This is a genomic window from Ottowia sp. SB7-C50, from assembly GCF_033110285.1.
Lineage (GTDB): Bacteria > Pseudomonadota > Gammaproteobacteria > Burkholderiales > Burkholderiaceae_C > Ottowia.
Genome location: NZ_CP136995.1, coordinates 3,060,100 through 3,086,610 on the forward strand (window position 1 = coordinate 3,060,100; position 26,511 = coordinate 3,086,610).

22 protein-coding genes and 2 pseudogenes are annotated in these 26,511 nt (G+C 67.8%); 7 read left to right on the forward strand and 17 right to left on the reverse strand.

All coding sequences use genetic code 11. The features are described from left to right. Nucleotides 1-7: 7 nt before the first annotated feature. The 5 genes from R0D99_RS14615 to R0D99_RS14635 form a co-directional block, all read right to left on the reverse strand. Nucleotides 8-748, reverse strand: coding sequence for a hypothetical protein (locus R0D99_RS14615; protein WP_317748890.1), 741 nt, complete (start codon nucleotides 746-748; stop codon nucleotides 8-10). Between the two features lie 118 nt (nucleotides 749-866). Further along, on the reverse strand, nucleotides 867-1,244 hold the full coding sequence (locus R0D99_RS14620) for a dihydroneopterin aldolase (RefSeq protein WP_317748891.1): 378 nt from the start codon (nucleotides 1,242-1,244) through the stop codon (nucleotides 867-869). Continuing rightward, complete coding sequence (locus R0D99_RS14625) at nucleotides 1,241-2,023, reverse strand: SDR family oxidoreductase (RefSeq protein WP_317748892.1); 783 nt, start codon at nucleotides 2,021-2,023, stop codon at nucleotides 1,241-1,243. Before R0D99_RS14625 ends, R0D99_RS14620 begins: the two co-directional genes overlap by 4 nt. Nucleotides 2,024-2,100: 77 nt before the next feature. Next, on the reverse strand, nucleotides 2,101-2,775 hold the full coding sequence (locus R0D99_RS14630; protein ID WP_317748893.1) for a hypothetical protein: 675 nt from the start codon (nucleotides 2,773-2,775) through the stop codon (nucleotides 2,101-2,103). A 552-nt stretch (nucleotides 2,776-3,327) separates the two neighbouring features. Beyond that, nucleotides 3,328-4,497, reverse strand: coding sequence for an IPTL-CTERM sorting domain-containing protein (locus tag R0D99_RS14635; protein ID WP_317748894.1), 1,170 nt, complete (start codon nucleotides 4,495-4,497; stop codon nucleotides 3,328-3,330). A 281-nt stretch (nucleotides 4,498-4,778) separates the two neighbouring features. Here R0D99_RS14635 and R0D99_RS14640 point away from each other — a divergent pair, with 281 nt between their 5' ends. Then, nucleotides 4,779-5,888 (forward strand): class I SAM-dependent methyltransferase, encoded by a 1,110-nt coding sequence (locus R0D99_RS14640; protein ID WP_317751128.1) that lies wholly within the window; start codon nucleotides 4,779-4,781, stop codon nucleotides 5,886-5,888. 2 nt (nucleotides 5,889-5,890) lie between these two features. After that, nucleotides 5,891-6,085, forward strand: a complete 195-nt coding sequence (locus tag R0D99_RS14645) for a DUF2905 family protein (RefSeq protein WP_317748895.1) — start codon at nucleotides 5,891-5,893, stop codon at nucleotides 6,083-6,085. Between the two features lie 64 nt (nucleotides 6,086-6,149). Here R0D99_RS14645 and R0D99_RS14650 read toward each other — a convergent pair whose 3' ends face one another. The 3 genes from R0D99_RS14650 to rodA form a co-directional block, all read right to left on the reverse strand. Then, the gene (locus tag R0D99_RS14650) at nucleotides 6,150-7,406 is read right to left on the reverse strand and encodes a phospholipase D family protein (RefSeq protein ID WP_317748896.1); all 1,257 of its coding nucleotides are present in this window, start codon (nucleotides 7,404-7,406) and stop codon (nucleotides 6,150-6,152) included. 530 nt (nucleotides 7,407-7,936) lie between these two features. Further along, entirely contained in the window at nucleotides 7,937-8,272 is a 336-nt protein-coding gene (locus tag R0D99_RS14655; protein WP_317748897.1) for a YegP family protein, read from the reverse strand. Nucleotides 8,273-8,400: 128 nt separating this feature from the next. Continuing rightward, nucleotides 8,401-9,558: a rod shape-determining protein RodA gene (gene rodA / locus R0D99_RS14660; protein ID WP_317748898.1), complete on the reverse strand. Its 1,158-nt coding sequence runs from the start codon at nucleotides 9,556-9,558 to the stop codon at nucleotides 8,401-8,403. 511 nt (nucleotides 9,559-10,069) lie between these two features. On the opposite strand from rodA, the pseudogene R0D99_RS14665 reads away from it, so the two are divergent. The 5 genes and pseudogenes from R0D99_RS14665 (at nucleotide 10,070) to ruvC (ending at nucleotide 15,244) form a co-directional block, all read left to right on the forward strand. Further along, a pseudogene (locus R0D99_RS14665) lies at nucleotides 10,070-10,661 on the forward strand (YqiA/YcfP family alpha/beta fold hydrolase). A 111-nt stretch (nucleotides 10,662-10,772) separates the two neighbouring features. Next, nucleotides 10,773-12,842, forward strand: a complete 2,070-nt coding sequence (locus R0D99_RS14670) for a ribonuclease catalytic domain-containing protein (protein WP_317748899.1) — start codon at nucleotides 10,773-10,775, stop codon at nucleotides 12,840-12,842. 11 nt (nucleotides 12,843-12,853) lie between these two features. Continuing rightward, nucleotides 12,854-13,753, forward strand: a complete 900-nt coding sequence (locus tag R0D99_RS14675; protein ID WP_317751129.1) for a TonB family protein — start codon at nucleotides 12,854-12,856, stop codon at nucleotides 13,751-13,753. 24 nt (nucleotides 13,754-13,777) lie between these two features. After that, complete coding sequence (gene mtgA / locus R0D99_RS14680; protein WP_317748900.1) at nucleotides 13,778-14,503, forward strand: monofunctional biosynthetic peptidoglycan transglycosylase; 726 nt, start codon at nucleotides 13,778-13,780, stop codon at nucleotides 14,501-14,503. Nucleotides 14,504-14,707: 204 nt separating this feature from the next. Next, nucleotides 14,708-15,244, forward strand: coding sequence for a crossover junction endodeoxyribonuclease RuvC (ruvC, locus tag R0D99_RS14685; protein WP_317748901.1), 537 nt, complete (start codon nucleotides 14,708-14,710; stop codon nucleotides 15,242-15,244). Between the two features lie 133 nt (nucleotides 15,245-15,377). Here the strand turns inward: ruvC and lpxC are convergent, their stop codons facing one another. From lpxC to murD, 9 genes and pseudogenes are all read right to left on the reverse strand, one after another. Then, nucleotides 15,378-16,301, reverse strand: coding sequence for a UDP-3-O-acyl-N-acetylglucosamine deacetylase (lpxC, locus tag R0D99_RS14690; RefSeq protein ID WP_317748902.1), 924 nt, complete (start codon nucleotides 16,299-16,301; stop codon nucleotides 15,378-15,380). 305 nt (nucleotides 16,302-16,606) lie between these two features. After that, nucleotides 16,607-17,828, reverse strand: a pseudogene (ftsZ, locus tag R0D99_RS14695) (cell division protein FtsZ). A 282-nt stretch (nucleotides 17,829-18,110) separates the two neighbouring features. Continuing rightward, nucleotides 18,111-19,340: a cell division protein FtsA gene (gene ftsA / locus R0D99_RS14700; protein WP_317748903.1), complete on the reverse strand. Its 1,230-nt coding sequence runs from the start codon at nucleotides 19,338-19,340 to the stop codon at nucleotides 18,111-18,113. Between the two features lie 6 nt (nucleotides 19,341-19,346). Further along, the gene (locus R0D99_RS14705) at nucleotides 19,347-20,153 is read right to left on the reverse strand and encodes a cell division protein FtsQ/DivIB (RefSeq protein ID WP_317748904.1); all 807 of its coding nucleotides are present in this window, start codon (nucleotides 20,151-20,153) and stop codon (nucleotides 19,347-19,349) included. After that, entirely contained in the window at nucleotides 20,150-21,127 is a 978-nt protein-coding gene (locus R0D99_RS14710; RefSeq protein ID WP_317748905.1) for a D-alanine--D-alanine ligase, read from the reverse strand. Before R0D99_RS14710 ends, R0D99_RS14705 begins: the two co-directional genes overlap by 4 nt. 12 nt (nucleotides 21,128-21,139) lie before the next feature. Further along, entirely contained in the window at nucleotides 21,140-22,558 is a 1,419-nt protein-coding gene (murC, locus tag R0D99_RS14715) for a UDP-N-acetylmuramate--L-alanine ligase (RefSeq protein WP_317748906.1), read from the reverse strand. Continuing rightward, nucleotides 22,555-23,628 (reverse strand): undecaprenyldiphospho-muramoylpentapeptide beta-N-acetylglucosaminyltransferase, encoded by a 1,074-nt coding sequence (gene murG, locus R0D99_RS14720; RefSeq protein ID WP_317748907.1) that lies wholly within the window; start codon nucleotides 23,626-23,628, stop codon nucleotides 22,555-22,557. The genes murC and murG overlap by 4 nt, the downstream gene beginning before the upstream one ends. Nucleotides 23,629-23,710: 82 nt before the next feature. After that, nucleotides 23,711-24,991 (reverse strand): putative lipid II flippase FtsW, encoded by a 1,281-nt coding sequence (gene ftsW, locus R0D99_RS14725; protein WP_317748908.1) that lies wholly within the window; start codon nucleotides 24,989-24,991, stop codon nucleotides 23,711-23,713. Continuing rightward, nucleotides 24,988-26,511: a UDP-N-acetylmuramoyl-L-alanine--D-glutamate ligase gene (murD, locus tag R0D99_RS14730; protein ID WP_317748909.1), complete on the reverse strand. Its 1,524-nt coding sequence runs from the start codon at nucleotides 26,509-26,511 to the stop codon at nucleotides 24,988-24,990. Before murD ends, ftsW begins: the two co-directional genes overlap by 4 nt.

The following is a 26,511-nucleotide window of genomic DNA, read 5'->3' on the forward strand; positions in this document are numbered from 1 at the left end:
GTTGACATCATCGAAATCGACCGCAAGCCGATCTGTATCTACACGGGGGGGCTGGTGCCAGCATGAAGGCGACCTGCTGGGCCGTGGAGGGAATCGTGAAGTTGACGGTACACGCCGCCCATGCGCTGGTATTGGTGCACACCTGCGTATTCAAGAGCGTCCAGCCGCTTGTACCTGCCGTCGAATCACGGCTGTAGACGCGAATCAAGCCGTCTCCACCGACATAGCCTTGGGGATAAAACCGGCTGCCAGCATAGCGAGGGTACGGATTGGCGCGCGAAAAAACGGTGATGGAGCGCGCGCCCGTGCCAGTGCTCGCCACGCGGAAAATCTGACCTTGCTGATCGGGCGCGCCATTCGCCCAGGAACCGTCCCACGATGCGGTCGGCGTGAACCCATCATTGGGATTGCGCATCACGGAGATGTAGCAACTTCCGCCGTTGGCTGGGGCATCGGCTTTGCCGCAGACACGGTCGCCGTCCATGCGAAATGCCGCCGTGTTCAAAGCGCCAATGTCATCAAACGGATTGCGATCAAGGTTGTTCCAACAACTCGTCGGAGTACTCCCGCTGTAGCCACAGTCAAACGCGCCTTCCCCGCCGCTTGGCGGGACTTCAAAGCCGATCATCTGGGCTGCCGCGGACGCCGCGACCGTAGCCCAAAGCACCGCACCCATAAAACCACATCGCAACGCGCGTGCGCTCAATGAGCGAACCGGCATTCGTAGCCAAAACATCATCACGCCCATAACCGCCCTTCTTGATCATTGCTCGAGCACATATGAAATGCACACGATGAAACCCACGAGTCCAAGACAATTATTGCAACAAAAAGTTTGCATACAGCCCGCAAATAAGGGGGTGCAGTCACCACCGCCCCGCCTCCATCCGTATCGCCACCGCGCAGTCGTCAAAAATTTCCAGTTTGGTGATCTTCACCCGCACGCCCAGCACACCGGGCAGTTGCAGCAGCCGCTGACTGAGCTTGCCGATCATCGACTCCAGAAGGTTCACGTGCTCGGCCGTGCACTCGTCAATGATGATCTGGCGCACCTTGCGGTAGTCCAGCACGTGGGTGATGTCGTCGTCGCGCGGGTGCAGCGGCTGCGCGCCCAGGTTCAGTTCGGCGTCGACCTGGATCGGCTGTGTGCTGCTGCGCTCGTGCGCCAGAATGCCCAGGCTGGCGTCAAAGCGCAGACCGGTCAGCGTCAGGCTCTGGTCGCCAGTGGCGGGTGTGTCGGTCATGGCTGCATCATCGAAAAATCGCGCTCGAACTTCATCAGGTGCTGCCCGCCATCAACCAGCAGCGTGCTGCCAGTGATGGAGTGGTTTTGCAACGCAAAGCACACGGTGCTGGCCACATCCTCTGGTGTGGAGGAGCGGCCCAGCGGGCTTTGCGTGTGCAGCGCCTCGAACTGCGCCGGTTGCAGCAGGTGACTGGTCAGTGTCAGGCCCGGTGCTACGCCGACCACGCGCACGCGCGGCGCCAGGGCCTGCGCCAGCAGCGTGGTGGCCGACAGCAGCGCAGCCTTGCTGAGCGTGTAGCTCAGAAAATCCGGGTTGGGGTTGAACAGTTTCTGGTCCAGCAGGTTGACCACGCAGCCGCTGGCGGCGGGCGCATCGCGCGCGGCCAGGTGCTCGGCAAGCGCCTGCGCCATCAGCACCGGCGCGGCGGTGTTGGTGCGCCAGTGACGCTCCATCACGGCGTAGCCAAAGCTGGCAGCGTCGTCGTAGTCGAACAGCGCTGCACTGTTGACTACGGCGTCCACCGCGCCCAGATCGGCCACCACGCGCGGCAGCAGCGCACGGGTTGCAGCCTCGTCCGAGAGATCGGCACCGAAAGCGGCACAACCCGGCTTCCATTCAGCACATTCAGCTACGGTTTCAAGAGCACCCTGACGCGAAGTGTGATAGTGCACGGCCACCCGCCAACCCGCTTGTGCGCAGGCCAACGCAATCGCGCGGCCCAGGCGTCGCGCCGCGCCAGTGACGAGAACGGTTCGGCCGTTTGGTGGAGAGTGCAAGGAAGGTGATTCGGTTGCGCGGGACAAGACCGCCAGTTTACCCACGCCACCGCGCGCCAAAGCACCCCAGCCGCGGATCAGCCCCGACGCTTCGGATGCCGCCCCATTCCCGCAACGCCCAGCAATGCAACCAGCATGGCCAGCGCGCCAAACTCCAGCGTGGGCACCTGCACCGGCACGGGCGCCACCACGCGCAGCTTGACCACAGCGTAGTCTCGCACCGGGTCACAGCCATCTCCACCGCCGTAAAACACCTGACCGTCGTCCGTGTAACCTGCAGGGATTGACGCACTGCCGATGCCCGTACCGTAGACGTAAAACAGGTCATATTCACCTGGCGGCAGGCTGGCCGGGACGACGAGAAGCCCGTTTCTCTGGATCTTCACGCCGAGCGGCAAAGTCATGGACGGCTCTGTGTTCCAAATGGACAAGGGGTCAAATGCTGGCGAGGTGAAGACGCTCGAGTGGAAATTCAGCGCAGCCGGATTGGTGGCATCAGTCTTGTAGCCAGCCATGGTCCGTCGCATGCACACCGACCCCCATCGGACCGCGTCTGGCTGGGCCGGGTCAACCGGTTTCATGGGACCGGCATTGCCCGCCTGATCGTTTGCCAGAAGATCGTACGATTTGGCAGTGCCGGCAACATGCGTGAACGTGTCCGAGATGGCGTCGTAGATCGGCGTCCATGCGTACACCAAGGTGTTGTTGCCTTCGAACCCTTTGGTTTCGTTGGCCGCGCTGGTAGTCAGCACATAGCGGGCATCCGTAAACCCGAAGTCGGCGCCCCCCCATCTGACCGCCAAGCGGCGCCCTGAAACGACACTCCATCCCATCGCCGTCCATATTGGCAGGCTGCAGCACATAGGGGCCAGAAAGTGGGGCAGCGCTGCCATCGTTGAACTTACAAAGGTACGGCGCTATGGTCCGATCCACCACCGAGCCGTCGTTGGCGCGCATTTGCAAAGTTGCTCCGCACTGCACCCCAGTGGCTTGTGCGGTGCCCAGGTTCTGGCAATAGGCTGTAGCCCATGCGTCGTCCGAAGGCCCGTAAGGCTGCGGCAGACCGCTCACCCACCGCACCTTCACATCCACAGCGGGTGCCGTTTGCGCGAGCGCCGCGCCCGCGACACCAAGACTCAAGGCGAACGCCGCCCATACTTTGCCCACCCAGCGCTTGCTGAAGGTGCGTGATCGAACGCAATAACCCATGACACACTCCCTTACATCAACTTGAATGCTCGCCGGATCTGCTGTGCTTTCGTCGCCAGTCAAGTGCACCAGCTCTTCCGTTTGGTCGTCCACGTTTAATCCCGCTGCGGGAAAGGCCGCTCGGCAAAGTGCCGCCGCCTCTGCCGGAGTCCAGCCGCACCAACCAACGCGCCCAACGCGACCAGCGCGCCAAACTCGAGTGTGGGCACCTGCACCGGCACGGGCGCCACCACGCGCAGCTTGACCAGCGCGTAGTCACCTTTGCTTTCGCAGCCAGCCATGTCGAACGTTCCGTCATCCGCATAGCCCGTGGGAAAGGGCTTTTTGTTCCATTGATTGGGCACGAAGTGATAGAACAGGTCGTAGTTGCCCGGAGGCAACGTGGCGGGAACGGTCATCATGCCGTTGCGGTTGAAGACCACGCCCAGCGGCAACGTGGCGGCGTAAGGCCTGTTGGGACGGTCGGTGCTGTTCGGGTCGGTGGTGAGTTGCACCTCACCGGTGAAGACGCTCGAATGAAAGGTCAATTGGGTCGGGTCGGTCTGGTCGGTTGCGTACCCCGTGGCCATGGGGCCCCACACACAAATCTGGCCGCCGCGCCAGGCCATGGGGTTCGCCGGGTCCAAAGGGCCGGGCGGGCTGGCACGGCCGGCCTGGTCGTTCGCCATCAGGTCGTAGGACTTGGAGGTACCGACGGTATGCGTGATGACGTCGCTGATCGCGTCATAGATGGGCACCCAACTGCTGTCGAATGTGGCGGAGACATTCGCGTTGCCCATGGTCCAGTGGTAGCGGGCGTCGGTGAAGGGGTAGTCGGCGCCGCCTTGCTGTCCGCCAAATTGGCTGAACGCGCTGCAGATCACGCTGTCGCCGTCCTGCCCCACAGGTTGCAAGGTGAACGGCGCCGTCACCACTGTCGAATTGGTGGCGTAGCCAGTGCCCCTGCCGACGCGGCAGCTACCCACCGAGTCGGGCGCGCGAGCAACGATCGATCCGTCACTGGCCAGCATCTGGAACTGGGGAGAGCACGACACATTCGCAACCACCTGGCTGCCCAGATTCATGCAGGCGACGGTCGAACCCGAGCCGCCACTGGGGCCGCTGGTGTTTTGCGTATTGCCGCTGAACCTGACAATCTGCAACGCAGGCCCCGGGTCGGGCTGGGCTACGGCGTTGCCCAGCCCTGCCCAAGTCAACACCATTGCCGCCACCATGCGCCACGCATGTTTGCGCAACGCGGCCCCCGTCTCGACTCGATTGGTCATGCGTTGTCCCTGATAGTGAGGTCTTTTGATGGCAGCGCCAAAATTCGAAATGGAATGTAAGACAATTTCTTACCTGTATCCACCCTTTGAGGCCTTATGGCGCACTTGGTATTTATTTGGTGCCAAAAAAGTCACGGACGGAGCGCCGCGAAAACCTGACGATTGCGCAGCCGAGGCGGTGCCAGCGCCCCTGCGCATTCAACGACAATGCGCCGGTGACGGCTTTTTCACCCACCGATGTGGACGTGCGCCCCAACTTGTCGGCGCACGTGGCCCGCGCCATGGATGCAGCGCGCGGCTGGCTGCCTTTCGACCGCTTCATGCACCTGGCCCTGTACGCGCCGGGTCTGGGTTACTACGCGCACGGCTCGCGCAAGTTCGGACTGATGCCGGGCAGCGGCAGCGACTTCGTGACGGCGCCGGAGCTGTCGCCGCTGTTCGCGCGCGCGCTGGCGGTGCAGGTGGCCGAGAGCCTGGCGGCGACGGGCACGCGCGAGGTGTGGGAATTTGGCGCCGGCTCGGGCGCGCTGGCGGCGGGGCTGATCGAGGCGCTGGATGCGCTGGGGCAGCCTTTGGCGCGCTACACCATCGTCGACGTGTCGGGCGCGCTGCGGGCGCGGCAGCAGCAGCGGCTGGCGGCGCGGGGCACGTGCGTGGCCTGGGCCGACGCGCTGCCCGAGCGGCTGCGCGGCGTGGTGGTGGGCAACGAGGTGCTGGACGCCATGCCGGTCAAGCTGCTGGCGCGGCGCGGCGGCGTGTGGCATGAGCGCGGCGTGGTTCTGCAGCCAAATCAAGCCCCTGCGCTTGACAGTACAGCGCATGCAGCTATTGATTCAGGAGCAATTGCCTTCGCCTGGCAAGACCGGCCGACCGACTTGCGCCCGCCCGTCGAGGTGGACGGTGCGCACGACTACGTGACCGAAATTCACCCCCAGGCGCGCGCCTTCGTCGCCACGGTGGCCGAGGCGCTGGCGCGGGGCGGCGCCGGGGCGGCGTACTTCATCGACTACGGCTTTCCCGAAGCCGAGTACTGGCACCCGCAACGCACCACCGGCACGCTGGTGTGCCACCGCGCACACCGCGTGGACGACGACCCGCTGGCCGACGTGGGCGACAAGGACATCACCGCGCACGTCGACTTCACCGGCGTGGCGCTGGCCGGGCAGGACGCCGGGCTGGACGTGCTGGGCTACACCAGCCAGGGGCGCTTTCTGCTCAACTGCGGCATCGCCGACCTGATGGCCGCGGCCGACCTGCCCGCGCGCGCCAACGCCATGAAGCTGCTGGCCGAGCACGAGATGGGCGAGCTGTTCAAGGTGATCGGCCTGGCCACGCCGGGCCACCCGCCCGCGCGCGGGTTTGCGTCGGGCGACAGAAGCCACCGGCTGTAGCCATGATCCGCTGGATCCTCGTCATCTTCCTGGCGCTGATGCTGATCAGCTGGCTGTCGCCGCTGCTGGGCAAGCTGGGCTTCGGCCGGCTGCCGGGCGACTTCCGTTTCAGGCTGTTCGGGCGCGAATGGTTCATTCCGCTCACCACCACGCTGCTGCTCAGCGCACTGGCCAGCCTGATCGCCCGACTGCTTTGATTTTGATAGCTGTCTGCGCTGTAGGGACAAGCGCTGACGGCCTGTTTGACCCGCAACCGCCGCGCTACAGCAGCTCGTCCGGCGCCAGCGGGCCCAGGATGCCGAGGATGAAGCGCAGCGCCCAGCTGGCGTCGGGCTCGCCGTGCGCGTCTTCAAACAAGGCCTGCGGCGGCGCGCGCCACAGCAGGCGGCCTTCGGGCGTCATCTCCATCTTCCAGGCGCTGTCGTCGAAGGTGTCTTCGATGCGCTCGGTGGCCAGGCGCGACAGCGTGGCGCTGCGGATGACCAGCGCCACCTCGGTGTTCTGCAGCTGCGAGCGCAGATCGAGGTTCATCGAGCCGATGCTGATGATGCGCCCGTCGATGATGAAGATCTTGGAATGCAGGCTGGCCTTGGAGCCGCCCCCGCCCGAGCCGAACACCGTGCGGTCCAGGTGCTGGGTACGCAGCGCGCGCATCTCGTACAGCTCGACGCCCAGGCGGATCAGCTGTTCGCGGTAACGCGCGTAGCCCACGTGCGCCAGCGGCGCGTCGTTGGAGGCGAGCGAGTTGGTCAGCACGCGCACACGCACGCCGCGATGCACCATGTCGGCAAACACCTTCATCATCTCGGCGCCGGGCACGAAATAGGGTGAGACGATAAGCGCTTCGCGCCGGGCATCGCGCATCAGCGACAGCATGCCGTCGACCACCGTGTCCTCGGTGAAGGTGTCGTTCAGTTCGGGCACCAGCTTGAACGGCTTGTCGACGATGAAGGTGCCTGGCGCCCAGATCAGGCGCAGCGCGGCCAGGTCCAGCGGGTCGGGCAGCGCGGGCGGGGGTTCGACCGCAGGCGCCGTGGCACCGGCGGCCTCAGGGTGCGGCGCGTTGCCCGCGTCGGCGCCATTGGCGGCCGTGGCGGGGTGCAGCATCTGTTCGCGCAGCACCTGCAGTTCCTCGGCCGAGATGAGCGACTGCACCGGATAGGCCAGCGGGTTGTTCCAGTACTGGTCGAAGCTGGCGGACATCTGCCGCACCACCGGGCCGGCGGCCAGCACGTCCATGTCGACGAAGTTGCTGCCTTCGGCGGTGCCGAAGTAGGCGTCGCCCAGGTTGCGCCCGCCGGTAATGCCCCAGGCGTTGTCGGCGATGTACAGCTTGTTGTGCATGCGGTGCTGGATGCGCCGGAAGTCGTGCAACGACCGCACCGCGCGCAGCACCGTCGAGCCGCGCCCGCCGGGCAGCGGGTTGTACATGCGCATCTCGACGTTGGGCAGGAAGGCCATGCGCATCACCAGCGCGTTGCGGCCGGTGGAATTGAAGTCGTCCAGCAGGATGCGCACGCGCACCCCCCCGGGCAGCGGCGGCGCGCACTTCGCGCAGCAGCTCCCGCGTGCTGGCGTCGGCGTGGATGGCGTAGTACTGGATATCGAGCGTGCGGCGGGCCTGCTGCGTCAGCGCCAGGCGGCTCGAATACGCCATGTTGGGCGAATCAACCAGCGCGTAGCCCGACACATCCGCCGCCACGGCCGACGGGCGGCGCGCCGCCGCCAGCTGGCCCAGCGGCGTGCCCGCCACGTCGGCCAGCGACCGCGATTCGGGGCGCTCCACGTGCTCTGGCAGCCCCGCGCAGCCGCCCAGCCACACCAGCACCAGCACGGCCAGCCACGCGCGCAGCCAGGGCAGGCACGGCGTCAGGGGTCGAGGCAGAAGGTGTGTCATGGGGCAGCGGCGCAAAGCCCCTCCATGGTAGGGCCGCCGTGTCAACGCCGTGTGTCGGACGGCGGCGCGGGCGGGCGTGCACGAAAAAGCCGCCGGCAGGCGCGCATGAAAAAGCCGCCCGCAGGCGGCTGGGCGGCAAAGGCCGACCGGATCAAGCGGTCTGGTCGTCCACCGCGGCGCCGGGGGCGTTGGCCATCACCGACTCGATGCCCGCATCGCGCGAGGCAGCGCTGCTGTACATCTGGCTCTGGCCGATGACCTGGCCGTTGCCGGCCTTCAGCGTGAAATAGGGCGAGCCGTCCTTGCCGTCCAGGCGGTCAAAACGGCCGGCGTCGGCCGCGTTCTTCTTGACGGATTCGATGCCGTTGACCGCGCTGGCCTTGGCTTCGTACATCTCGCTGCTCAGGATGGTCTGACCGTTGCCCGCCAGCAGCGAGAAATAGAACTTGTCGTTCTTGGACTTTTTCAGTTCGAACTTGCCTGCCATGAAACATCTCCTTCAAAAGTGAGAGCGCCAAACACGCTTGGCTGGCGCGCATTGTGGCCTTTCGCACGCCGGATTTCAATCTTGGCCCGCCAGGATGTGCAATTGCGCACAGCGGTGTGGCGCAAAGGTCAGCTTTGCATCAGCGTCCGCTTGGACTTGGCGATCGACATCAGCATGCCCAGCGCCAGCCCCAGCGTGACCATGGCCGTGCCGCCGTAGCTGATGAAGGGCAGCGGCACGCCCACCACCGGCAGGATGCCGCTGACCATGCCCATGTTGACGAAGGCGTAGGTGAAGAAGATGGTGGTCAGCGCCGCCGCCAGCAGGCGGGCGAACAGCGTCGGCGCGTCGGCCGCGATCATCAGGCCGCGGAAGATCAGGAACACGAAGCCCACGATCAGCGCCAGGTTGCCCGCCAGGCCGAATTCCTCGGAAAACGCGGCAAAGATGAAGTCGGTGGTGCGCTCGGGAATGAATTCCAGGTGCGTCTGCGTGCCTTGCATGAAGCCCTTGCCCCACAACCCGCCCGAGCCGATGGCGATCATGCCCTGCAGGATGTGAAAGCCCTTGCCCAGCGGGTCGCGCGTCGGGTCCAGCAGCGTGCAAATGCGCTGGCGCTGGTATTCGTGCAGCACGCGCCAGTCCATGTCGTCGGCGCACAGCGTGGGCTCGTACATGACGATCAGCACCACCGCCACCAGCCCCACCACCACCGGCGGCAGCACCAGCTTCCACGGCAGCCCGGCGAAGAAGATCACGGCCAGCCCGGCCGCCATGACCAGCAGCGCGGTACCCAGGTCGGGCTGCTTCATGATCAGCCCCACCGGCACCGCCAGCAGCGCGAAAGCGACCAGGAAGTCGATCGGCCGAGTCTGCCCCTCGCGCCGGTGAAACCACCAGGCCAGCATCAGCGGCATGGCGATCTTGAGCAGTTCGCTGGGCTGAATCACCACACCCACGTTGATCCAGCGCGTGGCGCCCTTCTTGGTGATGCCGAACAGCGCCACCGCGACCAGCAACGTCACCCCCACCGTGTACAGCGGCACCGCCAGGCTCATCAGCCGCTGCGGCGGAATCTGCGCCACCACGAACAGGATGCCCGCCGCAATCAGCATGTTGCGGCCATGGTCGGCAAAGCGCGTGCCGTGGTCAAACCCCGACGAATACATCGCCGTCAGCCCCATGCCCGCCAGCACCAGCACCGCGGCCAGCAGCAGCAGGTCAAACCCCCGCAGCAGCGGCCAGATGCGCTGCCACAGCGAGGGTTTCTCGAAAACAATCGCCATGCCGAATTATCTCCGCGGTCCGTACCGCCCGGGACGGCCAGCGCCCGGCAAAGCCCGCTGCGCAGCGTTGTACCGCTTGCAGCAATGCGACTCCGGGGCCGAGCGAAGCTGTGGCGGTAGGGCGGGCACCAGTGCCCGCCCTACTCCCCAGGCATTCCCCTCGTAGGCCGAGCGAAGCGATGGCCCGTTTGGACTTCCCCTCCCCTCTGGCCGTGCCGAGACGCGCAGGGCGTGGGGCGGGCGCAGCGAAGCATGCGCTTCGTGCTCTGACTCGCTGCGGCTGTCTGAGCGCAGCGCCGCAGGCGCAAAGCGAGTTCCGCAGCGCCGCCCCACACCCGAGCATCGCAGGTTGCCCGCAGCGAAGCGAAGGGACACGGCCAGTGGGGTCGGCTTTCTTTGGTTACTTTCTTTGCCGAGACAAAGAAAGTGACTGCGCCGCCGGGCGCACATCCCGGCCAGCAGCGCATCCCCGCCACCAAGCCTACACCCCACCACCGCTACCATCCCAAAAATGCCCACCACCAACCTCCTCTACCTCCACGGCTTCCGCTCCTCCCCCCCAATCCACCAAAGCCCGCATGACCGCCGCCCGCGTGGCCGCCGACCACCCGGGCGTCACCTGGTGGTGCCCGCAACTGCCCCCCCTCGCCGCGCGACGCCATGGCGCTGATCGACCGCGGCATCGCCGGCTGGCCCGCAGACCGCATGGCCGTCGTCGGCTCCTCGCTCGGCGGCTTCTACGCCACCGCGGTGGCTGAGCGGCTGGGCTGCCGCGCGGCGCTGCTCAACCCCGCCATTGACCCCGCGCGCGACCTGAGCGCGCACATCGGCGAACAAACCGCGTGGCACGACCCGGCCGAGCGCTTCTTTTCCGCCCCGAATACATCGACGAGCTGCGCGCGCTGCAACCCGGCCCCATCACGCGGCCCGAGCGCTATTTCGCCGTCATCGCCAAGGGCGACGAGCTGCTGGACTGGCGCGAAATGACCGCGCGCTACCCCGGCGCGGACATCCGCCTGCTGGAAGGCAGCGACCACGCGCTGAGCGACTTCGACCAGCACATCGACGCCATGCTGGCCTTTCTGGACCTGGCCACCACCTGACGGCCAGCCGCGCCGGCATGGCGCTGCTGCACCGCCGCCGCGCGGCCCAGGCCGTGCCGCCGCGCAGGCCGGGCGCGCCGGCGGGCCAGGGAATGGGAGAATCCCCGTTCCATGCATGTACTCTTCGACGAAGCCGGCAAATTCCTGGCCGGCCGCATTCTTTCTGAGGCCGAGGCCTCGGCGCAGGTGGAGCTGGACTCCGGCAAGCGCGTCAAGGTCAAGTCGGCCAACCAGTTGATCCGCTTCGACAAGCCCGCACCGGCCGAACTGCTGGCGCGGGCGCAGCAACTGGCCGCCGACGTGGAACTGCCGCTGGCCTGGGAATTCGCGCCCGAGGCCGAGTTCGGCTTTGCCGAGCTGGCGACCGACTACTTTGGCGGCACGCCCGACGTGGCCCACCAGGCCGCCATGCTGCTGGCGCTGTACGACGCGCCGCATTACTTCCGCCGCGCCGGCAAGGGGCGCTTCCGCAAGGCGCCGGCCGACATCGTGGCGCAGGCGCTGGCCGCCATCGAGAAGAAAAAGCAGATCGCCGCGCAGATCGACGCCTGGGCGGCCGAGCTGGCCGCGGGCACCACGCCGCAGCCGATCCGCGACCAGCTCTACCGCATCCTATTCCGGCCCGACAAGAACGCGCCCGAATACAAGGCCGTGGTCGAAGCCAGCCGCGCCACGCAGACGGCGCCGCTGGCGCTGCTGCAGCGCGCCGGCGCCATCGAATCGGCCTACCAGTTTCACTGGCAGCGCTTCCTGTTCGAGAACTTTCCCAAAGGCACGGGCTTTGCGCCGCTGTCGGCGCCGGCCATCACCGACGAGCTGCCGCTGGCCGACGTGCAGGCGTTCTCGATCGACGATTCGTCCACCACCGAAATCGACGACGCGCTGTCGCTGCAGGGGCTGGGCAGCGGCACCGTCACGCTGGGCATCCACATCGCGGCGCCGGGGCTGGCGGTGCAGCCGGGCGACGCGCTGGACGAAGTGGCGCGCGCGCGCCTGTCCACCGTGTACATGCCGGGCTACAAGATCACCATGCTGCCCGACGAGGTGGTGGACGCCTACACGCTGAGCGAAGGCCGCCCCGTGCCGGCGGTGTCGCTGTACGTGACGCTGGACGAGGCCACGCTGGACATCCGCGCCACCGAAACGCGCCTGGAGCGCGTGCCGATCGCCGCCAACCTGCGGCACGACCAGCTGGACCACCTCATCACCGCCGGCTGGCTGCAGGGCGGCGGCACCGATGAAATCGAGCCCCAGCGCTTGCCCATTGCGCGCGAGCAGCTATCATTTTTATACCGACTGGCCCAGCACCTGAAGGGCCGGCGCGAGCAGGTGCGCGGCAAGCCCGAGACCTTCAACCGGCCCGACTACAGCTTCAAGCTGGTCGGCCATGACGGCGGCGTGCCGACAGGTGCCGAGCCCGTGGCCATCACCACCCGGGCGCGCGGCGCGCCGCTGGACCTGATCGTGTCGGAGCTGATGATCCTGGCCAACAGCACCTGGGGCGAATGGCTCAAGGGGCTGGGCGTGCCCGCCATTTACCGCAGCCAGGCCAGCCTGCTGCCGGGCGTGAAGGTGCGCATGGGCGCCAAGGCGCTGCCGCACGCCGGCATTGGCGTGCCGAGCTACGCCTGGAGCACCTCGCCGCTGCGCCGCTACGTCGACCTGGTGAACCAGTGGCAGCTGATCGCCGCCGCGCGCCATGGCCGCACCGCCGCGCTGGCCGCGCCGTTCAAGCCCAAGGACGCGCAATTGTTCGCCGTCATCAGCGCCTTCGACGCCGCCTACAGCGCCTACAACGCGCACCAGGGCAGCATGGAACGCTTCTGGACGCTGCAATACCTGCGCCAGCACGCCATCCGCGAACTGACGGCCAGCCTGATCAAGGAACAGGCCGGCGGCGCCTGGCTGGCGCGCGCCGACGAGCTGCCGCTGGTCTTCACCGTGATGGGTGCGCAGGGCCTGCCGCGCGGCACCCGCGTGCGCGTGAAGCTGGGCGACATCGACGACATCGCGCTGGACGTGGGCGGCAGCGTGATTGACGTGCTGGACGCCGATGCGCCCGGCGCGACCGCCGCCGACACGCCCGAAGACGACGACGACGAGGCCGCCGCCGGGCCCATCGCCATCGCCGTGGACGTGAGCGAAACCGGGGGCGACAGCGCCGATAATCCGTCCCCGTGATGCCGCACGCCCTGCGCCTACCGTCGCTCCGCACGCTGACCACGCTGCAGTGGGCGCTGGGGCTTTCGGCGCTGCTGCACGCGGTGCTGATCACGGTGCGCTTTGTCGACCCGGAAGGCTTTCGCCGCGTGTTCGAGCAGACCACGCTCGACGTCATCCTGGTCAACGCCGAATCCGACGCCAAGCCCGACAAGGCGCAGGCGATTGCGCAGTCCACCCTGGCCGGTGGGGGCGAGGCGGCGGACAAGCGCATCGTCAGCACCCCGCTGCCACCCAGCGTGCGCGACAGCCAGGGCGACTCGCCCGTCAACGAGAACCAGCGCCGCATCGACAGCATGCTGGAGCAGCAGGAACAGCTGCTGGCCCAGGTGCGCCAGCAACTGGCGTCGCTGCCGCAGGTCGATCCGCAGCGCGTGGCGCAAGACCCCGAGGCGCAGGCGCAGGAAGAACGCCGCCAGCAACTGGCGCGCCTGCTGGCCGCCATCGAAAAGCGCGTTGAAGAAGAAAATTCGCGCCCGCGCAAGCGCTTTCTGAGCCCCGCCACGCTGGGCGCCACCTACGCCGTCTATTACGACGAAATGCGCCGGCGCATCGAGGCCGAGGGCACGGCCAATTTTCCGCAGGTGGCCGGGCGCAAGCTGTATGGCGAACTGCTGATGGCGCTGCTCATCAACCACGACGGCCGCATCCTGGACGCGCGGGTGGTGCAGAGCTCGGGCAACCGCAACCTGGACAAGCTGGCCGAAGTCATCGCCAGCCGCGCCGCGCCGTTCGGCCTGTTCACGCCGGCCATGCGCAAGGACACGGACCAGTTCGACGTTACCGCGCGCTTCAAGTTCACGCACGAACAGACGCTGGAAACCACGCTGCAGGCCGACCCGCTGACGGCCGGTGTGCAAGGATCGAGATGACGGCGTGCGGCGGGAGTCCACGCCATGCGTAGGCTGGGCCAGTGGCTGCTGCTGGTGCTGCTGGGCACGCTGCTGCTGCAGCTGTTCTTCATCGGCCGCGTGGCGTTGATGGCGTGGCTCGACCCGCGCTCGACGACGGTGCAGCGCTCCGAGGCGTGGCGGCTGGCCACGGCGGGCGACCTGCACTGGCGGCAGGAGTGGCGCGACTACGACCAGATTTCCGACCACCTGAAACGCGCCGTCATCGCAGCCGAAGACGACGACTTCGTCAACCACGAAGGCGTCGACTGGGAAGCCATCGACAAGGCCTGGCAGCGCAACGCCAAGGCCGAAGAAGCCGCCGCCCAGCGTGCCGCGCAGAACCGCCCCGCGCGGCCGGTGCGCGTCTTTGGCGGCTCGACCATCACACAGCAAGTGGCCAAGAACCTGCTGCTGTCGGGCGAGCGCACGCTGCCGCGCAAGGGGCAGGAGCTGGTGCTGGCCTACGCGCTGGAGCACCTGCTGTCCAAGCGCCGCATCCTGGAGATCTACCTCAACCACGTCGAATGGGGCGAAGGCGTGTTCGGCGCCGAAGCCGCGGCGCAGCACTATTTCAGAAAGGGCGCCGGCCAACTCACCGCGTGGGAAGCGGCGCGCCTGGCCGTCATGCTGCCGCGCCCGCGCTACTTCGAGAAGCAGCCGCGCTCGGCCTACCTCAACAGCCGCACCAGCACCATCGTGGCGCGCATGCGCAGCGCCGAACTGCCGTGATGGTGCGGACCCGCGTCGGCCGATGACAGCCTTTTTTGAACGCAAAGGGCGCAAAGGTTTCACAGAAGCCTCAGAAGAACCTTCAAAGAATTTTTTTGCGCCTTTTGCGAAACCTTTGCGCCCTTTGCGTTCAAAGCGATTGATCGAACAATCCATCGTTTGCGCTGATCCACCCAGCGCCGCCAGCTACATAAAATAGAGCGCATGAGAATCCTCGGCATCGATCCCGGCCTGCGCACCACGGGCTTCGGCGTGCTTGATGCCGAGGGTCCGCAGCTGCGTTACGTGGCCAGCGGCGTGATCGAAACCGCCAGCGCGGCGCTGGGCGATCTGCCGGCGCGGCTCAAGCTGATTTTTGACGGCGTGCGCGAAGTCAGCCGCCGCTACCAGCCCGACGTGGCGGTGGTGGAAATCGTGTTCGTCAACGTCAACCCGCAGGCCACGCTGCTGCTGGGCCAGGCGCGCGGCGCCTGCCTGACGGCGCTGGTGTCGTCCGAACTGGCGGTGGCCGAATACACCGCGCTGCAGATGAAGCAGGCGGTGGCCGGCCATGGCAAGGCGGCCAAAGCGCAGGTGCAGGCCATGGTGCAGCGCCTGCTGTCGCTGCCCGCGGCACCCCGGCCCGACGCCGCCGACGCGCTGGGCCTGGCCATCACGCACGCGCACGCGGGGCGCGCGGTGGCGCTGCTGCAAGCCGCCGGCGCGGGGCGAACGACGGCCAGCATGTACCGGCGCCGCTGAGGCGCGCGATGCGTCCGGGTGCGTGCCCGCCGGACGCGCAGGTTTGCGAACCAAACATGCCGCCAGCGCTTGCCGGAAGAGCGCCGTCAGCTATAGTTTTTGAAGCAATTGCACGCCCGCCACGGCGCGTCGGCTACCAGGCGCGCGACAGTTGCGCGAAGCCGGCGGGTGCCTTGCGCTCGTCCTCGAAGCTGACGATGTCGTACGCGTCGTCCTGCGCCAGCAGCGCGCGCAGCAGCTTGTTGTTGAGCGCGTGGCCAGACCGGAAAGCGCTGTACGCCGCCAGCATGGGCCAGCCGACGCAGTACAGGTCGCCGATGGCGTCCAGCATCTTGTGCTTGGCAAATTCTTCGGCGTAGCGCAGGCCGTCGGCGTTGAGCACGCGCCGGTCGTCCATGACGATGGCGTTGTCGAGCCCGCCGCCGAGCGCCAGGCCGTTGGCGCGCATCATGTCCAGGTCCTTGCTGAAGGCGAAGGTGCGCGCGCGGGCGATGTCGCGGCTGTAGCGGCCCGAGCCCATGTCGAATTCGACGCGCTGGCCCGTGGCGTCGACCACCTGGTGCTGGAAGTCGATTTCGAAGCTGAGCGTGAAACCGTGGTGCGGGTCGAGCCGCGCCCACTTCAGCTGGTCGCCCTCGCCTTCGCGGACTTCGACGGAACGCTTGACGCGCAGGAATTTCTTGGGCGCCTTCTGCAGCTCGATGCCCGCGCTTTGCAGCAGGTAGACGAAGGACGAGGCCGAGCCGTCGAGGATGGGCACTTCCTCGGCGGTGATGTCGATGTACAGGTTGTCCAGGCCCAGGCCGGCGCACGCCGACATGAGGTGTTCGACGGTGCGCACGCGGGCACCGCCCGACGACAGCGTGGACGCCAGCCGCGTGTCCGTCACCGCCAGCGCATTGACGGGAATGTCGACCGGCTCGGGCAGGTCGACGCGCCGGAACACGATGCCGGTGTCGGGCGGGGCGGGCCGCAGCGTCAGCTCCACCCGGTCGCCGCTGTGCAGACCCACGCCGACGGCGCGCGTGAGGGACTTCAGGGTGCGTTGCGCAAGCATGCCCATATTTTAGATCGCCTCACGACAACCTGCTCTGCGACCAAATACGGCCAGAGCGCCGATAGATACAACGCGAACAGCTATTAATCTAGTAGCGCGACACATCAAATCGCGCACCGCCATCGCGAGGGCTCCCGCGGAAGGGCTTGGCCCGGCCGCTGGGAGCGCCCCCGAACGGGGGGGCGGCGAAACAACGCGAAGCGCGTGGAGCCTGGGGGCGAGCCCATGACGCCGTGAAAGGCTTTGCCGCCCGCTGGGCGCGCCCCTTGAGGGGAGGCGCGCGTAGCGCGCTTCGGGGTGGGCGTCTAGTCCGCCTGCTTGCGCAGGAACGCCGGAATCTCAAAGTCGTCCATGCCACCCGATGCCAGCGCGTCCACGCGCGCGGCGGCGTGCGTGCGGTCGGCGCGCGGGCTGGTCCACACGCGCGGCACGATGGTCTGGTCGTAGCTGGTGGCGCCGGGAGCGACACCGACCGCCTGGTTCATCGTCGGCACGTGGAACGGTACGTTGTCGGTGCCAGTGCGCAGGCCGCCCTGCACGACGGTGATGGGCTGGCGGCGTGCGCCCTGGCGCGACAGGCCGGTGGCCAGCACGGTGACGCGGATCTCGTCACCCAGCGAATCGTCGTAGGCGGCGCCGTAGATGACGTGCGCTTCGGGCGAGGCGTAGGCGCGGATGGTGTTCATCGCTTCCTTCGACTCGTTCAGCTTGAGCGAGCCCTTGGACGCGGTGACCAGCACCAGCACGCCCTTGGCGCCCGACAGGTCGATGCCTTCCAGCAGCGGGCAGGCCACGGCCTGCTCGGCGGCGATGCGGGCGCGGTCGGGGCCGCTGGCGGTGGCCGTGCCCATCATGGCCTTGCCCGGCTCGCCCATCACGGTGCGCACGTCTTCGAAGTCGACGTTGACGTTGCCGTAGTTGTTGATGATTTCGGCAATGCCGCCGACGGCGTTCTTCAGCACGTCGTTGGCCTGCGCGAAGGCTTCTTCCTGGGTGATGTCATCGCCCAGCACTTCGAGCAGCTTCTCGTTGAGCACCACCACCAGCGAATCGACGTTGGCTTCGAGCTCGGCCAGGCCGGCTTCGGCGTTGGTCATGCGGCGGCCGCCTTCCCAGTCGAACGGCTTGGTGACCACAGCGACGGTGAGGATGCCCATGTCCTTGGCGATGCGCGCGATGACGGGTGCCGCGCCGGTGCCGGTGCCGCCGCCCATGCCGGCGGTGATGAACAGCATGTGCGCACCGCGGATGGCCTGGCGGATGTCGTCGGACGCGGCCTCGGCGGCCTCGCGGCCCTTGTCGGGCTTGCTGCCCGCGCCCAGGCCCGCTGTTGCCCAGCTGGATGCTGGTGCCGGCCAGCGTGCGGCTGAGCGCCTGCGCGTCGGTGTTGGCGCACACGAATTCGACACCGTTCACCTGGCGCGAGATCATGTGGTCGACCGCATTGCTGCCGCCGCCGCCAACGCCGATCACCTTGATCTGGGTGCCCGCGTGGAATCCGTCCGTCTCAATCATCTCGATGCTCATGGTGTCACTCCTTTGCTGCCTGCAGTTGCCGTGAATGGAAAGAAATTGAAATTGCTGTTGTTGTCGCCGACCTGATGCACTGATGCACTTCCCGAACGGGCCCAGGCCGGTGGCCCCGTGCTCTGCCAAAAATTTTTCATCGACCCCTCGGGCCGCGAAGCCGGCCCGTCCAAAGGCTGCGGAGCAAGCCACCCGCGAAACGCCGTGGAACGGGCTTGGCCCGGCCACTGGCGTTGTCCCCCCTTCAGGGGGGAAGGCGCGAAGCGACTCAGGGGGGTCACGTCAAAAGTTCCCCACGATAAAGTCCTTGAACCGCCCGAACGCGCTCTTCACGCCCCCGGTCTTCTGCGCCACCTTGAAGCCGCGCAGGCGTGCCTCGCGCGCTTCTTCCATCAGGCCCATCACGGTAGCCGCACGCGGCTGCGCCACCATGTCGGACAGCGCGCGCGAATACTTGGGCACGCCGCGGCGTACGGGCTTGAGGAAGATGTCCTCGCCCAGCTCGACCATGCCCGGCATGACGGCGCTGCCGCCGGTCAGCACCACGCCGGACGACAGCACTTCCTCGAAGCCCGAGTCGCGGATGACCTGCTGCACCAGCGAGAAGATCTCTTCGACGCGCGGCTCGACCACGCCGGCCAGCGCCTGGCGGCTCAGCATGCGTGGCGTGCGGTCGCCCAGGCCGGGCACTTCGACCTGCGTGTCGGCGTCGGCCAGCAGCTGCTTGGCGCAGCCGCTGGCGACCTTGATGTCCTCGGCGTCCATGGTGGGCGTGCGCAAGGCCATGGCGATGTCGCTGGTGATCAGGTCGCCCGCGATCGGGATGACCGCCGTGTGCCGGATCGAGCCGCCGGTGAAGATGGCGACGTCGGTGGTGCCAGCGCCGATGTCGACGCAGGCCACGCCCAGTTCGCGCTCGTCGTCGGTCAGCACGGCCTGGGCCGAGGCCAGCGGGTTGAGCATGAGCTGGTCCACGTCCAGCCCGCAGCGGCGCACGCACTTGATGATGTTCTCGGCCGCGCTCTGGGCGCCGGTGACGATGTGCACCTTGGCTTCCAGCCGCATGCCGCTCATGCCGACCGGCTCTTTCACGTCCTGGCCGTCGATGACGAATTCCTGCGGCTCGACCAGCAGCAGGCGCTGGTCGCTGGAGATGTTGATCGCCTTGGCGGTCTCGACCACGCGGGCGACGTCGGCCGGCGTGACTTCCTTGTCCTTCACCGCCACCATGCCGCTGGAATTGATGCCGCGGATGTGGCTGCCGGTGATGCCGGTGTAGACGCGGCCGATCTTGCAGTCGGCCATCAGCTCGGCTTCTTTCAGCGCCTGCTGGATGCTGGCCACCGTGGCGTCGATGTTGACCACCACGCCGCGCTTCAGGCCGTTGCTGGGCGCCACACCCAGGCCCGCGAGCTTGAGGTCGCCACCGGCCAGCACCTCACCCACCACCACCATGATCTTGGCGGTGCCGATGTCGAGGCCGACGATCAGATCCTTGTACTCTTTAGCCATGTGGTCTTATCTTGCTCTATTTTTTGTATCAGCGGTGGCGCCCTGCGCATCGGCCCGCACCGTGGTGACCCCGCGCAGGCGCAGCGCGTAGCCGCCCGTGTGGCGCAGGTCGGCCGCCTCGACGGCGTCCACGCCGCGCTGGTGGCGCGCAGCCACTTCCTTCACCGTGGCGACGAACTGCTTCAGCCGTGCCGCCAGCTCCTGCGACGTGCCGTGGCCCAGCTCAATCACGGCGCCGTTGTCCAGTTCGGCGCGCCAGTTGCCACGCGCCTGCAACGACAGGTCGACCAGCCGACGGTCCAGCGGCGCCAGCAGCGGGTTGAGCAGCTGGTAGGTTTCCAGCACATGGGCGGCCTGGCCTTCGGGGCCGGACAGGTCGGGCAGGCCGCGCTCGGCCACGTCGCCGCCGTCGGCGTCGAAGACTTCGCCAAAGCTGTTGACCAGGTGGTCGCCCTCGCCCCACTGCGCCACGGCGACGTGCTCTTCCAGAGTGACGTTCAGCTGGCCCGGAAATTCGCGCTGCACCACCGCCTTGCGCACCCACGGCGCCGACTGGAAGGCCGCCTGCGCGGCCGGCAGGTCGAGCGTGAAGAAGTTGCCCGTCAGGCGCGGCGCAACCACCGCGCGCAGGCTGGCGGCGCTGTTGTGCGCCGTGTCGCCCGCCACCACGATCTGCCGGATGGCGAAGGCCGGGTTGCGCAAGGCCCACCACAGCCCCGCCACCACGCAGGCCAGCGCCAGGCCGGCGACGAGCAGCGAAGTCGTCGCGTTCATCAGCCTGACGTCAACCGGCACCGGCAGCGCGTGGTTCATGCGTGCGCCTCCGGGGCCGGGGCGTAGTCGAGCGACGCGCCCGCCAGCAGTTGCAGGCACAGCGTTTCGTAGTCGGTGCCGGCGGCCTTGGCGGCCATGGGCACCAGCGAATGGCTGGTCATGCCGGGCGAGGTGTTGATCTCGAGCAGGTAGGGCTGGCGCGTGGCCGCGTCAATCATCACGTCGAGCCGACCCCAGCCACGGCAGCCCAGCACGCGGTAGGCCTTGAGCACCAGCGCCTGGATGGCCGCTTCTTCGCCCGGCGGCAGGTCGCACGGCACGCGGTATTCGGTGACGTCGGTGTAGTACTTGTTCTGGAAGTCGTAGTTGCCCTCGGGCGCCACGATGTGGATCACCGGCAGCGCGTGCGCGTCGGCGCCCTCGCCCATCACCGGGCAGGTCACTTCGTCGCCGGCGATGAACTGTTCGCACAGGATGTCGGCGTCCAGCGCGGCGGCGGCGTCCACGGCCTGCTGCATCTCGGAATAGCCGGTGACCTTGGTCACGCCCAGGGACGAGCCTTCGCGCACCGGCTTGACGATGAGCGGCAGGCCCAGTTCGTCGGGAATGGCGCGCACCTGCTCGCGCGTGAAGTCGCCCCGGTGCAGCAGCACGTAGCGCGGCGTCGGCAGGCCTTCGGCCAGCCACACGCGCTTGGTCATCACCTTGTCGATGGCCATGCTGGATGCCATGACGCCGGCGCCGGTGTACGGAATGCCCAGCAGTTCGAGCGCGCCCTGCACGGTGCCGTCTTCGCCATAGCGGCCGTGCAGCGCGATGAAGCAGCGATCGAAGCCCTGGCGCTTAAGCTCGTCCATCGGTTGCGTGGCCGGATCGAAGGCGTGGGCGTCGACGCCGCGCGCGCGCAGCGCCGTCAGCACGCCCTGGCCGGACATCAGCGAAACCTCTCGCTCCCCCGACTTTCCCCCCATCAGGACGGCCACTTTTCCGAATCGAACGTCTTGTTGCTGCATGGTCGTTTTAGTTCATCCCGGATTATGCTCAGTTTTTTGTAGCGTTTCAACGATTTTCGCGGGAATACCACCAATCGAGCCCGCGCCCATGCACATGACCACGTCGCCCGCCCGCGCCTGCTCGGCAATCAGGGCCGGCACATCGGCCACGTGCTCGACGAATACCGGCTCGACGCGGCCGGCCACGCGCAGCGCGCGCGCCAGCGAACGGCCGTCCGCCGCGATGATCGGCTCCTCGCCCGCGGCGTAGACCTCGGTCAACACCACGTGGTCGGCGCTGCCGATGACCTTGACGAAATCCTCGAAGCAGTCGCGCGTGCGGGTGTAGCGGTGCGGCTGGAACACGAGCACCAGCCGGCGGCCCGGGAACGCCCCGCGCGCCGCCGCCAGCGTGGCAGCCATCTCGACCGGGTGGTGGCCGTAGTCGTCGATCACCGTGAAGCTGCCGCCGCCCGCCGCCGGCACGTCGCCATAGCGCTGGAAGCGCCGGCCCACGCCCTTGAATTCGGCCAGCGCCTTCTGCACCACGGCGTCGGGGATGTTCAGTTCGACCGCCACCGCGATGACCGACAGCGCGTTCAGCACGTTGTGTTCGCCCGGCAGGTTCAGCACGATGGGCAGGTCGGGCAGCGTGACGCCGTTGCGGCGCTGCACGGTGAAGTGCATCTGGCCGTCCGCGGCGCGCACGTCGACGGCGCGCACCTGCGCATCTTCGGCAAAGCCGTAGCTGGTGACCGGGCAGGCCAGCGTGCCGGCGATCTCGCGCACCGCCGGGCTTTCAAGACACAGGATGGCCGTGCCGTAGAACGGCATGCGGTGCAGGAAGTCGACGAAGGCCTGCTTGAGGCGACCGAAGTCGTGGCCGTAGGTCTCCATGTGGTCGGCGTCGATGTTGGTGACGACCGCCATCACGGGCAGCAGGTTGAGGAAAGAGGCGTCGGATTCGTCGGCCTCGACCACGATGTACTCGCCCGAGCCCAGGCGCGCGTTGGCGCCGGCGCTGTTCAGCCGGCCGCCGATGACGAAGGTCGGGTCCAGCCCCGCCTCGGCCAGCAGGCTGGCGACCAGGCTAGTCGTCGTCGTCTTGCCGTGCGTGCCGGCGATGGCGATGCCCTGCTTCAGGCGCATCAGCTCGGCCAGCATCATGGCGCGCGGCACCACGGGGATGCGCCGTTCGCGCGCGATCAGCACCTCGGGGTTGTCGGCGCCCACCGCGGTGGACGTCACCACGGCATCGGCGCCATCGACATGGGCGGCCGCGTGGCCGACGTAGGTGCGAATGCCCAGGCTGGTCAGGCGGCGCAGCGCGGCGCCGTCGGCCAGGTCCGAGCCGGAGATGACGTAGCCCAGGTTGTGCAGCACTTCGGCGATGCCGCTCATGCCCGCGCCGCCGATGCCGACGAAATGGATGTGCTGGATGGCGTGCTTCATGCCACGAGCTCCTCGCAGGCGGACACGACCGCCTCGACGGCATGGATTTTTTGCATGCTTTTGGCTTTCTGCGCCCGCTGGACAAGCGCAGGTCGCTCTGTATTTTGTAGCAATTCGGCCAAGCCCTCGGGCGTCAGGTCGCGCTGCTGGATGAGCCAGCCGGCGCCCTGGTCGACCAGGAAGCGGGCGTTGGTGGTCTGGTGGTCGTCCACCGCGTGCGGGAAGGGCACGAACAGCGCCGCCGCGCCGATGGCCGCAATCTCGGTCACCGTGGTGGCGCCGGCGCGGCAGATGACCAAGTCGGCGTCGGCATAGGCGCGCGCCATGTCGTCGATGAAGGGCACCAGCTCGGCCTGCACACCGGCCGCCTGGTAGTTGGCGCGCAGCGCGTCGATCTGCCTGGCCCCGCTCTGGTGCATGACATGCGGCCGCTGGCCGGGCGCGATCAGCGCCAGCGCCTTGGGCACCACGTCGTTCAGCGCCTGCGCGCCCAGGCTGCCGCCCACCACCAGCACTTTCAGCGGCCCGCTGCGTCCGGCAAAACGCGCTGCCGGCTCGGGGTATTGCGTGAAGGCCGCGCGCAGCGGGTTGCCCACCCATTCGACCTTGCGCGCCTTGGGCAGCACGCCCGGGAACGCCGTCAGCACGCGGTCGGCCACGCCCGACAGCACCTTGTTGGCCAGGCCGGCGATGGAGTTCTGCTCATGCAGCACCAGCGGCTTGTTCAGCGCCACGCCCATCAGGCCACCCGGAAAAGTGATGTAACCGCCAAAGGCCACCAGCACATCGGGCCGCACGCGGCGAATCACGCCGATGCTTTGGCCGAACGCCTTCAGCAGCCGCAGCGGCAGCAGCGCCAGCGTGGTCAGGCCCTTGCCGCGCACACCGCCGAATTCGACCGCCTCGAACGCATGACCGCGCGGCGGCACCAGTTGCGATTCCATGCTGCCCGGCGCGCCGAGCCAGTGCACGCGCCAGCCACGCTCGCGCAAGGCGTCGGCCACGGCCAGGCCGGGGAAGATGTGGCCGCCCGTGCCGCCGGCCATGACCAGTGCGCACTTGCCGCTCATGGCTGGCCTCCGTGCATGAGCCATGCCGCCTTAGGCGGCATGACGCGCTGCGCGCGTCGTCGGTTTTGGCGAAACCGCAGACTCATGCCCGGCCTCCGTGCATGAGTCTGCGGTTTTCCACGTCCACCCGCAGCACGATGGCAATCGCCACCATGTTGGCCATGATGGCCGAGCCGCCGTAGCTCATGAAGGGCAGCGTCAGCCCCTTGGTGGGCAGCGCGCCCAGGTTGACGCCGATGTTGATGAAGGCCTGGAAGCCCAGCCACAGGCCGATGCCCTGCGCCACCAGGCCAGAGAACACCCGATCCAGCGCAATCGCCTGGCGCCCGATGTGCATGATGCGGCGCGTCAGCCACATAAAGAGGAAGATCACGCACAGCAGGCCGATCAGGCCGAATTCCTCGCCGATCACGGCCAGCAGGAAGTCGGTGTGCGCTTCGGGCAGCCAGTGCAGCTTTTCGATGCTGCCGCCCAGGCCGACGCCGAAGATCTCGCCGCGGCCGATGGCGATCAGCGCGTGCGACAGCTGATAGCCCTTGCCCAGCGCGTGCTCCTCGCTCCACGGGTCGAGGTAGGCAAAGATGCGCTCGCGCCGCCAGGGCGACGCCCAGATGATGATCGCGAAGGCCACCACCAGCACCAGGGCGATGAGAAAGAACATGCGCGCGTTGACGCCACCCAGGAACAGGATGCCCATGGCGATGACGGCGATCACCATGAAGGCGCCCATGTCAGGCTGCGCCAGCAGCAGCGAGCCGACCACGCCCACCGCCACGCCCATCGGCAGCACGGCGCGGAAGAAGCGTTCCTTCACCTCCATCTTGCGCACCATGTAGTCGCTGGCATACAGCAGCACGGCGATCTTGGCCAGTTCGGACGGCTGGAAGTTGATGGGGCCGAAACCGATCCAGCGGCGCGCGCCGTTGACCACCGTGCCCACGTGCGGAATCAGCACCGCAATCAGCAGCGCCAGCGACGTCACGAACAGCCACGGCGCGGCCTTTTCCCACCAGTCCATGCGCACCTGGAAGGCGATCAGCGCCGCCACGAAGGACAGCACGATCCACATGCCGTGGCGGAAGAAGAAATAGTTGGGCGAGTAGCGCGCAAAACGCGGGTTGTCGGGCAGCGCGATGCTGGCCGAATAGACCATCACCAGGCCCCAGGCCAGCAGCGCCACGCAGACCCAGATCAGCGACTGGTCGAACCCCAGCACGCGCGTCGGCGTGCTGGCCGTGCGCGCGTATTCCATGCCGCCGATGCGCACCGGCAGGTCGTTCACCGCGGCCTGCTTGCGCTGGCGCACGCGGCGCGGCTTCTTGGCGGGTGCGGCGTCGGGCAGGGTGTCGGCGGCGGCGTTCATGCCAGCACCTCCAGGTCGGTGCCGGCCGCCAGGGCCAGCTCGCGCACGGCCGCGTGGAAGGCCGCGGCGCGTTCGCTGTAGTTCTTGTACATGTCCAGGCTGGCGCAGGCGGGCGACAACAGCACGGCATCGCCCGCGTGGGCGCGGCCGCGCGCCTGCGCCACGGCGTCGGGCATGTCGGTGGCGTCGAGCAGCGGCACGCCCGTGCCTTCAAGCGCGACGCGCACCTGCGGCGCGTCGCGGCCAATCAGCACCGCCGCGCGCACAAAGCGCGACACCGGCGCCGCCAGCGGCGAAAAGTCCTGACCCTTGCCGTCGCCGCCCAGAATGACGACCAGTTTGCGGTCCGCGCCCAGGCCTTCCAGCGCGGCCACGGTGGCGCCCACGTTGGTGCCCTTGCTGTCGTCGAAGTACTCGACGCCGTCCAGCAGGCCGATCGATTCGACGCGGTGCGGCTCGCCGCGGTATTCGCGCAGGCCGTACAGCATCGGGCCCAGCGCGCAGCCGATGCGCGTGGCCAGCGCCAGCGCGGCCAGCGCGTTGGCGGCGTTGTGGCGGCCACGGATGCGCAGCGCGTCGGCCGGCATCAGGCGCTGGATGTGCAGCTCTTCCTCGGCGTCCTTGCGGCGGCGCTGGGTTTCATCGGCCTCCTGCGCGCGCACCAGCCAGGCCATGCCGCCGACGGTTTCGAGCCCGAAGTCGCCGGGCGCGGACGGCATGTCGGTGCCGAAGGTCACGACCGCGCGCGGCGCAGGTTTGGGGCCTTTCGCGCCCTTGGCCGGCTCGCCCGGCCGCATCGCCATCACGTGGGCGTCGTTGCGGTTCAGCACCATCGCGCCGTGGCGCCCGAACACGCGCGCCTTGGCCGCTGCGTAGGCCTGCATGTCGCCATGCCAGTCCAGGTGATCCTGCGTCAGGTTGAGCACGGTGGCGGCGTCGGGCTCGAAGCCCTCGGACGCCTCGAGCTGGAAGCTGGACAGCTCCAGCACCCACACGTCGGGCAGGTCCTGGTAGTGCAGGCGCACCTGCAGCGTGTCGAGCAGCGACGGGCCGATGTTGCCGGCCACCACCACCGACCGACCGGCGCGCTGCACCAGTTGGCCGGTGAGCGCGGTCACCGTGGTCTTGCCGTTGGTGCCCGTAATGGCCAGCACCGCAGGCTGATAGCCGTCATGTTGCTGCAAATTCAATAGCGCCTGGGTGAACAGGTCGAGTTCGCCGCGCACCGGCAGGCCGCGCGCGCGCGCCGCGTCCACCACACCGGCAATGACGACGGGCGCGAGACCCGGGCTGCGGTACACGGCGCACAGGCTGGCGTCGTCGACCATCGCGGCGCCCATCGGGCCGTGCACGAACTGGGCCTGCGGCACCTGCTCGCGCAGCGCGGCCAGTTGCGGCGGCGCCTCGCGCGTGTCGGCCACGGTGACGCGCGCACCCTGCCCCGCGCACCAGCGCGCCATGGCCAGGCCCGACAGGCCCAGGCCCAGCACCAGCACGTGACGGTTCTGCGGCGTCGTCAT